Annotated in this window: 11 protein-coding genes; 3 read left to right on the top strand and 8 right to left on the bottom strand. The window is 54.7% G+C overall.

Going from position 1 to position 12493, the window contains the following annotated elements:
* Positions 1 to 10 precede the first annotated feature (10 nt).
* Together INT32_RS15075 and INT32_RS15070 are read left to right on the top strand one after the other, a co-directional pair.
* Entirely contained in the window at positions 11 to 736 is a 726-nt protein-coding gene (locus INT32_RS15075) for an isochorismatase family protein (RefSeq protein ID WP_193089539.1), read from the top strand.
* Between the two features lie 25 nt (positions 737 to 761).
* A complete protein-coding gene (locus INT32_RS15070) occupies positions 762 to 1757 on the top strand; it encodes a GTP-binding protein (protein ID WP_193089538.1) in 996 nt (331 codons plus the stop codon).
* 94 nt (positions 1758 to 1851) lie between these two features.
* On the opposite strand, the gene INT32_RS15065 is transcribed toward INT32_RS15070, so the two are convergent.
* The 7 genes from INT32_RS15065 to INT32_RS15035 form a co-directional block, all read right to left on the bottom strand.
* Positions 1852 to 2526, bottom strand: a complete 675-nt coding sequence (locus tag INT32_RS15065) for a GntR family transcriptional regulator (RefSeq protein WP_192871362.1) — start codon at positions 2524 to 2526, stop codon at positions 1852 to 1854.
* Positions 2527 to 2909: 383 nt separating this feature from the next.
* Positions 2910 to 3902 (bottom strand): tripartite tricarboxylate transporter substrate binding protein, encoded by a 993-nt coding sequence (locus INT32_RS15060; RefSeq protein WP_100699298.1) that lies wholly within the window; start codon positions 3900 to 3902, stop codon positions 2910 to 2912.
* A 71-nt stretch (positions 3903 to 3973) separates the two neighbouring features.
* Entirely contained in the window at positions 3974 to 5155 is a 1182-nt protein-coding gene (locus tag INT32_RS15055; RefSeq protein ID WP_193089537.1) for an alpha-hydroxy acid oxidase, read from the bottom strand.
* A 379-nt stretch (positions 5156 to 5534) separates the two neighbouring features.
* Entirely contained in the window at positions 5535 to 6431 is an 897-nt protein-coding gene (locus tag INT32_RS15050; protein WP_193089536.1) for a LysR substrate-binding domain-containing protein, read from the bottom strand.
* Between the two features lie 282 nt (positions 6432 to 6713).
* Positions 6714 to 7565: an NADPH-dependent oxidoreductase gene (locus INT32_RS15045; RefSeq protein WP_226817092.1), complete on the bottom strand. Its 852-nt coding sequence runs from the start codon at positions 7563 to 7565 to the stop codon at positions 6714 to 6716.
* A 279-nt stretch (positions 7566 to 7844) separates the two neighbouring features.
* Entirely contained in the window at positions 7845 to 8618 is a 774-nt protein-coding gene (locus INT32_RS15040; protein WP_193089535.1) for a citryl-CoA lyase, read from the bottom strand.
* 91 nt (positions 8619 to 8709) lie between these two features.
* On the bottom strand, positions 8710 to 10302 hold the full coding sequence (locus tag INT32_RS15035) for a class I adenylate-forming enzyme family protein (RefSeq protein WP_193089534.1): 1593 nt from the start codon (positions 10300 to 10302) through the stop codon (positions 8710 to 8712).
* Positions 10303 to 10438: 136 nt separating this feature from the next.
* Here INT32_RS15035 and INT32_RS15030 point away from each other — a divergent pair, with 136 nt between their 5' ends.
* Positions 10439 to 11419: a tripartite tricarboxylate transporter substrate binding protein gene (locus INT32_RS15030; protein WP_226817090.1), complete on the top strand. Its 981-nt coding sequence runs from the start codon at positions 10439 to 10441 to the stop codon at positions 11417 to 11419.
* A gap of 115 nt (positions 11420 to 11534) precedes the next feature.
* Here INT32_RS15030 and INT32_RS15025 read toward each other — a convergent pair whose 3' ends face one another.
* Positions 11535 to 12485: a serine hydrolase gene (locus INT32_RS15025; protein ID WP_100699304.1), complete on the bottom strand. Its 951-nt coding sequence runs from the start codon at positions 12483 to 12485 to the stop codon at positions 11535 to 11537.
* Positions 12486 to 12493 lie beyond the last annotated feature (8 nt).

The following is a 12493-nucleotide window of genomic DNA, read 5'->3' as shown; positions in this document are numbered from 1 at the left end:
AGGAACAAACATGAGTGAAACCAAGCGGATTTGGGAAGATTTCCTCACCGAGCGCGACAAACAGGTTTTCCAGGCCGCCGGCTACGGCAAACGTGGCGGCTTCGGCAAACGCCCTGCTCTGTTTATCATCGATGTGCAATACAATTTTTGCGGCGATACGCCACAAGACATTTTGGAAGGCCTCAAGCAATACCGCACGCATTGCGGCAAAGAGGCCTGGGACGCTGTCGCGCACATGGTGCCTTTGCTTGAACTGGCCCGCGAAAAGAACATTCCAGTTTTTTATACAGAAAGTGGCCGTCGGCCTGACCTTCTGGATAGCGGCGTTCAGGTTGGAAAAAACCATCGTGGCGGTGAAAAAACCGTTGTGGCCAATACCCACGCCACCGAAACCGTTGCCCCGCTGGCGCCACGCCCGCAGGATATCCGAATTACCAAACAGAAACCCTCATGCTTTTTCGGCACCATCTTCATGAGCCATCTGAATTTTTTCGATGTCGATACGCTGATATTAGTAGGCTGCGCCACCTCTGGCTGCCTGCGCGCGACAACGGTCGATGCATATTCATATAATTTCAAGGTAATCATTCCAGAAGAGGCGACCTTCGACCGGTTCCAGGCAAGCCACGCGGTCAACTTGTTCGATATGAATTGCAAGTACGCAGATGTGATCCCAACTGCAGAAGTTGCTGATTATTTGCGCGAGCTGCCGGGTTCAGAACGTGGCGCAGCATGACTATTAACGCGAAAGGTTTCGTCTAATGTCCGACCGAACAGGCTCGATCACTTCGCAACCGACGCCTGTCTTTCTGCTAACGGGGTTTCTCGGCAGCGGGAAGACAAGCCTGTTGAGCCGCTTAATACATCGTCCCGAGTTCTCCGATACCGCCGTCATTATTAACGAGTTCGGTAAAGTTGGACTGGACCATCTGCTGGTGGATCAGTCCAGCGATACCGACATTGTTTTGCTGGATTCCGGATGCCTGTGCTGCGCCATGAGCGGCTCCTTGCAGGAAAGCCTGGAGTCGCTTTATTACCGCCGGCTCAGACAAGAGATACCTCACTTTGACCGGATTGTCATCGAAACCTCCGGGCTCGCCGACCCGGGCGCCATTATCAACGCGATTGGCGGCGATCCCGCTATTGCACGCCGATTCCGCCTGGCGGGCATCATTACCACGATCGACGCCATTCATGGGCTGGAAGCCATCAGTTCCTATCGCGAGGCGGCGACCCAGCTTGCCGTAGCAGATCATCTCATTCTCACCAAGACCGATCTGCTGGAAAATCCTTCAGCAATCGGGAATCTGCAACAGGACCTGAGCCTTCGCAACCCTCATGCCGAAATACAAATCGGACCGACGCTGGACGCAGCGGGAATAGGCCGGCTACTCGCGAATACAGATGACCGGCCTCAGCAGTTGCCGGCCATAAGTGACCGAACTTCTTTGCTGGGACACGTTTTCAGATATGGGATTACGGCGCACACCTTTCACATCAATAAGCCAGTATGCTGGGAAGATTATGCCAACTGGGTCCATGTCATGCAACGACAGCACGGCGAAGCATTGCTGCGCGCCAAGGGCATCCTGCGCATGGAGGATGGCGACTACTACGCCGTTCATGGCGTGCACCACCTTTTTAGCGCGCCCCGACAACTGCGCCGTGCCGTTGAAGAGCAGCAGCAAGGTGCTCTGGTGCTGATTACTGAAAAGCTCAGTCGAGAAGAGTTGGAAGCGGCCATCGCGCTTCTGTAGAAACAGAGACGAGCAGACCCCATCGGGCTCCGCTTACCGTGGTAAAACCGCCCCCGCAGCCGCGTCATCAAATCGTCGCAGACTCATCAATCGCCTAAACCGGCAAATGATGAACAAGGTGCGCTGCCGCACGTTCAATATGTGAGCGCATCAGGGACTCAGCCAGATCTCCATCACGGCTTTTTATGGCCCGCACAATCTGCCAATGTTCGGCGTATGCGTCATCCTTACGCTCAAGCACGGTGCCCGAGTGCCGACGATAAATGCGAAGCAGATGATACAGATCGCTGCAGAGCGCCGCGATAATTCGCTGGTTGCCGCAAGCGCGGACAATACGCTCGTGAAAATCAAATATCCGGGGCGGCTCGGCTCCGGTGGCGCGCAGTTGGCGGTCTTGCTCCATCTCATTGAGCAGTGCGGCTATCTCCTGATCCGACATGCGTTGTGTCGCAAGATTGCATGCCATGCCCTCCAGGGCCATACGCATCTGGAACAGTTCCAGTGCGGATTCAGCCGAGAGTGACATAACCCGCGCCTTGATGTATGGTTCACGAGTAACAAGCTGAATGCCCTGCAACCGCCGGATGGCTTCGCGCACGGGGCCTCGGCTTACGCCGAACTCTTGCGCCATTGATGCTTCATTAATGACACTGTCCGGAGCTAATCTGCCGTCATATATGGCATCCAGAATGCGTTGGAACACGGTGTCCGCCAAGGGAATTTGAGTCTCTTGTTTATTGATTGTGTTTTCGGTCGTGCTCATGTTCATAGTGAGCCGTAGCCTATCAAATACGATGTAAAAGTGTCAACTCTTTTTACATCATCAAACAACCCAAGCGAACAAAGCGCCCAGCCACTGTTTCATCCCGCCACAACCGCTTTCTATTGATGTGTCAGCATTCCGTTCGAAAGACAAGACTGCACGCCATATGTGATTACGTCCACGGCAGAACATGGATTTCTTTGCGACCTTGTTTGGTCTGCCGCAAGGCCATCGGCAGGTCGAAGAGCGTGTATCGATGAACCGAATTCCGAGGCCCTGCTGTGTTGGTCGGCAGGGGCCTCACCTTTGATCAGGTGGCATCTCACAGAATCCGGCCCCACCGCACCGAAACGGCAGGCCGCAATGAGCACGGCCTGCACGATCCGGCGTTAGTCTATTTTCAGGTTTGTTGCCTTCACAACCTCACCCCATTTGTTCACTTCGCTCTGGACGAATGCCTTGAATGAAGCCGGTGTGTTGGGTGCAGTGGGCATCAAGAAGCCATTATTGCTGTACTTTTCGATCAATGCGGGATCTGCAAGTGCCTTGTTAAGCGCCACATTGACTTTCTCGATAATCGCCGGCGGCGTTTCCGCGGGGGCCAATATACCGAACCAGGCGGCCACGTTAAAGTCTGCTACCCCGGACTCGGCAATCGTCGGAATTTCCGGAGCGAACGGTACACGTTCTGCGGTGGTCACAGCCAGTCCGGTAAGTTTGCCTGAGCGCACATGAGGCAGCAATGGGGGCAGGTTATCAAAAATCGAAGAAACCTGTCCGCCCAGCAAATCGGCTACTGCCGGGCCGCTGCCACGATAAGGCACGTGCAAAATTGAAATACCGGCTTTCATTTTGAACAGCTCACAACCAAGATGCGCCGAGGAACCGCTGCCTGGCGAGGCGCACGTCAGCGCATCCGGGTTCTTCTTTGCATACTCAATATATTCCTTGACAGTCTTGACCGGCACCTTGGGATTGACGGCCATAATATTGGGCACAATATTCAAGAGGCCGACTGCCGCAAAATCCTTCATAGGGTCATATCCCAGTTTCGAATACAGAGAGGGATTAATTGCAGTTGAAATTGATCCGACCAGCAGCGTATAGCCGTCAGCCTTGGATTTGGCAACATATTCGGCGCCAATATTGCTATTTGCGCCAGGTTTGTTTTCCACGATGAATGGCTGACCCAGTTCCTTGGAAAGCATATCGGCCATCAAACGCGCACTGATGTCCGTTGTGCCACCTGGCGCGTAGCCAACAACCAGCTTGACGGGTTTGGCTGGGTAGTCCGTCGCGGCATCGGCCGCATAAGTCAGCGGTGCGGCCAGCAGCCCTAATACGGCAGCCAGGTTAGTCAGTTGGTGTTTTATGTGTTTCATGGTTCCTCCAATAAAGTATCATCGCCCGGCAGCGCCGGGCGCATCGTTTTCTTGCTCTGTTGAGCGTTTGATCACAATCGCGCGAGTCGCGGAGCGTCGACCGTTTGCAGACAATCGACTGTCAGCTCTTGCAAACAGCTGCTGCCGAGCAAGGCCATGTTCGTATCGATTTCGGAATGAAAAATATCGACGACTTTTTGAATGCCTGCGCTACCCGCTACTGCCGCTCCATATAATTGTGGCCTGCCGGTGAACACCATACTGGCGCCCAGCGCAACCGCCTTGAGTACGTCGGCGCCGCGCCTGAAACCGCCGTCGATCATGACCGGCATGGCGCCAGAAACCGCGTCAACGATATCGGGCAGCGCTTGCAGCGGTGAGATGGAGCCATCCAGTTGCCTGCCGCCGTGGTTCGATACGATCAGGCCATCAACCCCTGCCACGACTGCTGCCCGGGCGTCTTCCGGATGCATGACTCCTTTGAGCACGAGTTTGCCTTCCCAGTTATCGCGTATCCACCGCATATGCTCCCACGATAACCGGTCGCGACCGCCACGAAATCCGTTAGGCGGATCTTGCGTGATGGGCGGGCCAATTTGCTCGTAAAGATTGGAGAATCTGGGAACACCGCCTTTAATCAACGTTCGCATGAAAACGTTCAAACTCCATTGCGGATGCAATATTCCGTCCAGGATCAGTCTCGGACTTATTTTGAAGGGCACGGTAAAATCCAGCCGCTTGATGTTCTCACGGTTGCCGGCTACGCATGTGTCAATAGTCACAACCAGCACCGGAATTTGCGCCCGCTTCAACCGCGTCAGCAGCTTGTCTATGCGTGCAATATCCCCCGGCAAATAGGCCTGATACCAGCATCGATTCCCTGTGGCCTGCTGCAAATGCTCTAGCGGCACGTTCGACGCTCCGCTGATCACAAACGGAATGCGGGTCTCTGTTGCCACTGTAGCAAGCGTCAAATCACATTCATGCATCACGATAGCGGAAAACCCCGTGGGTGCAAATCCCAGTGGCATCGCGTAGGTCTGTCCAAAAAGGGATACCGCGCTCGTACGCTGCTCGACCGGCCGCAGACCCCGATGTCGGAACCCGATACGCTTCATAACCGCCAGGCTCTCCGACAATGAGGCTTCGTCCTCTGTGCCGCCACAAACGTAACCCGCCACGCAACGCGGCATGAGCTTTCTGGCTTTCTTTTCAAAGTCGGATATGGAATAGTAGCGATCAAGGTTCTTCATGCACTTCTCTGCTGTTATGACTACCGACACCCTGCCTGCACGCGATGCATGACGCCAGGGATGCCAAGGCGAGAATATCCGGAACAGCAGGCGAAAATCCTAGGGGCTCTATGGGAAGCTTTAGTCGCCGTGACCCGTACTGACCGGTTGCCGGTTCACCGGATTAATCTCGAACGCAAGCAACAAAGACTGCAATTAAAGCACGTTCGATCGCGTCAGCCAAATGAAAAAATATGGGCTCATCATTCCTTTTTTTCATGAACTCATTCATCATGCCTTTTCATGAACCTGTCCACTATCACTTTTTCATGAATCCATGCACTATCGGCTTTTCATGGATCTAGCCACCAGATCGTTTCCATGAACTCTCCACTACCCGTTATAGCCCGGTGGCGACCTCTGATTGAACGAAGGCCACAAAAGCCTTGATCTTGGGTACTTCTGCAGAGTGTTCTGAATACGCGACGAAGTAGGATCCATCGCTTGGCTGTTCATAATGCCATGGAATAATCAATTTGCCGTCGCGCAGTTCTTCCTGAACCAGCAGGCGCGGCACGATAGCAATGCCACAACCGGCCTGTGCGGCCCGCATGCACATATAGAACGTATCGAACCTGGGGCCGTTATAGCTGCTATCAGTATGAAAATGCTGGTGATAGAACCAATCATGCCATGCCTCAGGACGCGATGCGCATTGAATCAGAATCATATCGGCCAGACACGCCAGCTCGTGTATTCCTTCTGGTGGTATCAGGTCGGGATGACACACAGGTATCATCCCTGCCTCAAACATTTCCCTGCATTCGGCCCCCGGCAGCGTGCCTCGTCCGTAAAAAAAAGCGATATCGATCTTGGCCTGCACCAGATCAAACGGCTTTAGCTCGCTCTGCACCTTGATGTGGATACTCGGATTTTCCTTCATGAAGCGGTTGATGCGGGGAATAAGCCAGCGGGCGCCGAAGGTTGGCTGGGTGCCGATAGTCAACACCTGGGTCTCGCTGCCATAAGAGAGGATATACCGCGACGACATATCGATTCGCGTCAGGATCTCCTTGACTTCAGACTGATACAGTAATCCTGCCGGCGTCAACTGCAACCGCTGCCTGACCCGGCGAAATAGCGGGTGCTTCAGGATTGACTCCAGCTGTGCAATCTGTTTGCTGACGGCACTTTGCGTCAAATGCATTTCTTCAGCGGCACGCGTAAAACTCATGTGTCGCGCTACGGCCTCAAAACACTGAAGGGAAGTAATGGAAGGCGTCAAACGTTTTTGCATAAGTCAGTCATTCGCGTTTCTGGATATCATTGTTCGCGCTTTTCTGCGCTGTGCGGCGGCTTGTGGCCCGTTCTCTGCCGGTTGTCCGGTACGGGGCAGGCCGTGTCACGCTGGACTGCCTCGTACCGTGCCATGCTCGGCAGAGCGGCTTGCAGGCAGCGGCCTTTTAAAACGAAGGGCCGAGTCAGAATGATTACATTTGAAATAGCTTTTCGTGCACACTCATCCTTCGGCTTGAGGAACTGAACACGCCCTGCTCTCGCTGCTCAAACGCCAAATTGGCTATCGCAGCTCAAACCCCAGATTATTGAGCGCTTCAACCAGCCGGTGCCGGCCAGTGAGGGCTTGCGGTCCGCGAAGCCGGTTCAGCGAATGCATGTCCCACGCCGCGTCGTTCTTCATTCCCTGCGCCTTATAGAACTCTGCCATGGTGGCGTTATAGCTTTGGGTGGCGTCATCAAGCGCTGATGCATCGTACGTTTCTTTATGCAGAACCGCCGATTGCGGAAGGCGTGGTTTGATTGAAGCGGGCTTGGCCGGGTCTGGATAACCGATACACATGCCGAAGGTCGCAAATGCATAGTCGGGCAGTCCAAGCTCTTTGGCCACTTCCTCGGGTTGGTTGCGCATTCCGCCGATGTAAACAACGCCCAATCCCATGGATTCGGCAGCAACTGCCGCATTCTGCGCCGCCAGTGCAGAATCAATGGCGGCCACCAGAAAAGCCTCCATATATGTCAGGCCATCATGCGCGACGCCTCGCTTGACGCCCAGCGTCTTCAAGCGCGCCAGATCAGCCACCCAGACCAGATACAGCGGACAGCGCCGTATATGTTCCTGATTGCCCGCCAGTTGTGCCAACCGGTCCTTGCGCGCCGGATCCTGGACCGCGACCACGCTCCAGGTCTGCAGGTTGGACGACGTAGAGGCCGATTGCGCGGCAGCAACCAGCAGTTGCAGCGTGCCGGGCTTGAGTGCCTCGTCGGTATAGGCGCGCACTGAGCGATGATTGAACAGCGTCTCGATGGTTGCGTTCAGTTCATCCGGAATGAATGCAGCCTGCTGGTAACGTGCGTGCAGAAGGTCTTGCGCTGCGCCGCTAGTTTTGGCATGGGTAGAAGAATCTTGACTCATGATTTAAAAACAACTCCAAATAGGGACAGGCGACGAAATGGCCACCGCCTTATCGTCCGTCATCAATATCAATATTCGCATAATGATATACGTATCATCACTGTTAATGGTGCAACCGGTGTTTATTCCCCTTCGATTGCAGGCGCGCGTCCTCGGGGAAACATCCCAAAACCCGGCTTTGTCGCGAGCGCGGTATCTTCTATCGTCGGCCCGATAAGCGCTTCCGTGAAAAATCTACATGGCGGCCCATGGCGGACAGGTATGCAATCCAGTCATGGGTCATCGATGATGTGCAGTCGCCTGCTCTTCGACCATGGCCTTGATTTCCCGCGCCATGGGATCGCGCAATTCTTCCAGGACATGCGCCACCAGGCCGATCGCACGTGCCATCACGCCGATCCCCCGGACAATGTCCCACGGGATTTTCAGCTCACTGGCGACTGCCGCGATCGCGCCGGTGGCATTCACTGGCAGGCTCTTGCCCCGTTGCCTGCCGGCTTCATCGGCTACCGCATTCATTAGCGCCACATACGGGCCTGAAAAGCCGTTGTCTTCGGCAATTTCAAACAGGCGCGGCGCACGTGGATCCACCGGTTTATGAATATGATGACCAATCCCCGGAATGGATTTTCCATCACGCATTTGTTGCGCAACAATTTGCCGGGCAAGTGCAGAAGTATCCACCGTTGCACTAGGATCCGGCAATGCGGTTTGCAAAAGACAGGCCGCATTTTCCATGCTGCCCACAAAAACACTGCCAAGCCCGTTCAGGCCAGCAGCGACTGCAGCCTGCATCGCTTCGGGGGCACCGCAAATGGTCATGCGGGTCACGATGGCGCTGGGCGTCATGCCGTGCTCCACCAAAATGACAGCCAGAGCGTTAAATACCCTGGATTCGCGTTCGTTGGGCAGGCGATCGGTTAACTCCAGAAAAGCCATATCGCCCAACGAAACCTTGCCCATGATGTCCCTGCACAGGTCCAGGCCCTTGATGGTGATAGTGTCTTCGGTGCTCCAACTGATATCGGTTCTAAGTTGTTTACGTTTAGCCATACCTCGTCGTCCTTTGCGCTAATAGATTAGTCAGGCGTACTATGCCCTGCTGGCAATTCCATTCAAACAAAAGCGTGTCGCGCACACCGCTTTACCCTTGCAAATCCACTGCCCTGGCGCGTATTTGGGCATCATCGCGCAAAACGGCTTTGGCAATTTTATGAGTCGGAGTCAGGGGCAATGCATCCAGCAAAGCCACATAACGCGGCATTTTGATGGCGGCCAGTCGATCCGCACACCATGCCGCCACGTCAGATTCGCTCAGCACCTCGCCCGGCCTGGCAACAACGGCCACAAAGATATCGTCCTCGCCCATGTCGGAAGGCACGCCCAGGGCGGCAACCTGAAAAACTTTCGGATGTTCGCCAATCACCATTTCAAGTTCAGCCGCCGCGATATTTTCACCGCGCCGCCGGATAATGTCTTTCTTGCGGGAAACGTGAAAATAAAACCCGTCGGCATCTCGCCGCACCAGATCGCCGGTCTTGAGCCAACCGTCATGAAAGGCTTGCTGCGTCTGATCGGGGTCTCGGAAATAGCCTTGCATCACAATGGGCGACTTCACCCATAGCTCGCCAACCTGATTCGTCTCGACATCACAACCGTCATCATTCACGACCCTGCATTGTGCCCATTGCATGGCCGGATCCGGATGGGTGCCAATGATGCCCATGCTGCCGGGCTTGTTCGGCTGCCCGTAAGGGTTGCAGGTCACGCCCGGGATCTCCGTCATGCCAAAGCCCGAGAATAAATCGTCAATACCAAATTGCTCCCGGAACACGTCAGCGGCCTTCTTGCGTACGCCATATACAACGCGAAGCTGGTGATCGGAGCGGAACTCAGACCGAGAACGCGCACACAGAATGGTGCCAATCGCTTCGATAATATTGACAATGGTAGCTCCGTGTTCAGCAGCCGTATCCCAGAAGCGCGTCGCCGAGAACCGCGGCTCGATAATCATGCTGGCCCCCGCAGCCAGCACACCGCCTACAGAATAGAACAGCGCATTGATGTGGAAAAAAGGAAGAATGATCATCACCCGGTCGTCCGTCTGCATATGCAGACGCGCCACATTCGCCTCGCCGGCCAGCAGGAAATTTCGCTGACTGTGCATCACGCCCTTCGGATACCCCGTCGTGCCCGAGGTATAAATGATGACGCAGGTATCAGAGGCGCTACCATTTTCTCCAAGCACAATGTCAGGTGCATTATCGATGGCTTGCTCAAGAGAGGCATCGTCAGGCAATTTTTGACCCCACAGCAAGGCCCATGGCTTTTGCGCCATGGCTTGCGTAGCCTGCTCAATAGGTTTAAGCAGTTCGGCCTGCGCGATGATGGCTTTAACGTCGGCATGGTTCAAGGCATAAGTTAATTCGCGGATGCTGTAATCCGGGTTGACCGGCACCATGGTCGCGCCAAGGCGAGCCAGCGCAAACAACGCCAGTAGATGGGATATGTCATTGCGCCCCACGACAGCCACGCGGTCGCCTGGGCCAATGCCCCGCCCTTTTAGCACGCGCGCAAGCCTGTCATAACGCTCGCGAAATTGTCTCCAGGTAAGCGATACTTCCGACTGGATAATAAAAGTGTCGTCTTGCCTGTTTTGGCAACGACTTGAAAATGCCTCGTGTAGCGTCCCGCCGTGAGGGGGAAAGCTGCGCAGAACGTCAATCGGACTTTTCATTACCAGTACCCCGAACGTGGGAGAGTATATGTAGTTTACTTTAAATACACCTTAGTGCACAATAGTATACAGCTGGATCCTTGAGGTTTGATCACTCTACAAAAAATGACAAATGCAAACTATGCAATGGAGAGACATGATGAAACACCTATTAAAGGCAGTACTACTGGCAACTTCGCTCCTGACCACGGCCGGTTATGCCGCAAGCGCGAGCGACTACCCCAATAAACCAATACGTATCATCGTGCCCTTTGCTGCCGGCGGGGGCGGCGACTTTATTGTGCGTGCCTGGGCGGACAAGTTTTCCGCCGAGGTCAGGCAGCCCGTGATTGTTGATAACCGCGGCGGCGGCAACACCGTGATCGGCACTGAAGCTGTGGCCAAAGCGGCACCTGATGGCTATACCTTGCTTATCGTCAGTCCCAGCTTTGCGACCAATCCCACGCTGCTGCCCTCACTGCCCTATAGAACGCCGGAGGATTTCATGCCCGTCGGACTGGTTATTACCTATGCCATGGGGCTGGCGGCGCGCTCGAGCCTGGAAGCCGACGATATTCAGACGCTGCTTTCCAACGCCAAAAAGGATCCCAGGCAATTGACAATTGCCACGTCGGGCGCTGGCTCAGCCAGCGATCTGGCTGCTGAGCTGTTCCGTGTGGCCACACAACTGAATTTGCTGAAAGTGCCCTATCGCGGAGCCGGGCCGGCCTTGTTGGACGTCGCAAGCGGACATGTCGATATGACATTCACCGGACTGTCCCAAATCAAGGGACAACTGGATAACAAGCGCGTCAAACTACTGGGAACTTCCGGGAGCCAGCGGCTGCAGTCGGCGCCCGATACACCAACAATCGCAGAGCAGGGTCTGAAAGACTTCGAGGCTCTGGTATGGTGGGGGATTCTTGCGCCTGCAGGCACACCGTCGGACATTGTTGTGAAAATAAACAGCGCGCTCAAAAAAAGCCTTGCCGATCCCGAAGTCGGCAGACGACTGGCCGTTATTGACGGCGAAGTCCAAGTTTCGTCACCCGAAGCGTTTCGCGACCTGATCAATAGTGAAATTGCCCGCTGGAGAGCGATTTTGAAACCTGATGCGAAAAACACCGCAGAGCGCTGACTCAACCAGCGCGCATAACGGCGCAAAAGCCATCGCAGTGGAAGCGTCCTAGAACACGGACGCCGCAGGCCGCCGCCCAATGGTGCTTGACAAGCCGGGCATCCTGATTAATCTGTCAATACTGCGCAAGTATCTGCATTAGCGCCTGGCCGATCTGCGGCAGAAACAAGATGTCTTCCGACACCGCCTTGCCATGGGAAAAAACCACAATCGTGATGGCGCCGTAGGCATTGCATTGAGCTTGCGACAACAGAAAGTGGGCACTGTCGTGCCGGTTGTAACTGGAGAGCGCATCGCCGGTCCAGCCGTTCCACCCCGCCTTGGAATAGTATTGCAGATTCTCAGGCAAACGCTCTCCCAGAAAACCGTTTACCTGAGAATGCGGAAGGCTTTTGAAGTTCTCTGCCAGAGATCGTTTCAGGAACTGCGCTGCCGCCAGGCTTGTCGCGGAATCCAGGAACCTGCCGGTACAAATTTCACTAAGCAGGCGTGCCACAAAATCGCTACTAAGGCAGTTGTGATTATTCTTTCCATCCAGTGTGACAAACCGTTTTTCCCTGCCGTAGCGATCATCATCCATCAACTTCTGGCAGATATTCATTTCCCGGGCCTCGGGCCAGCCCAATTCTGCAAAAAACCGATTCACGCCCTGGCGCTGCGCTATCCATTGCGCCATCTCCGCATCCGGCAATAGCGTGTCTCCGGTAGTTCCGGTCAACAAGTCAATCACATAATTGGTCGCATTATTGCTAGACCACATAATCATGTCCGTGATAGCGCGATTCAATTCAGGATGCGGCGTTATTTTACCGTCACGCAACGCCGCCTGCGCTGCCGCCAGGTACGCCACCTTGACAACGCTGGCCGGGTAAAAATGCCGTTGCCCCTGCCATGAAAACCCTTCCAGACTTCCGCTGGCCTGCTGGCCCGGATCCGACCGCGGAAACAAATGCAACGTCAGGCCCGAATCGGCCACATCATGGCCAAGCGGCACAAAGATCTGCCGGGCAGACGACAGCAGTTGTTGTCCGATTTGCATTGATCGTTCTGTCTGATGGTAATACATAAAGAATT

This window comes from Advenella sp. FME57 (assembly GCF_014897675.1).
Classification (GTDB): Bacteria; Pseudomonadota; Gammaproteobacteria; order Burkholderiales; family Burkholderiaceae_B; genus Advenella.
Note: the sequence above shows the minus strand (reverse complement) of the source record. Positions and strands in the feature narration are given on the sequence as shown.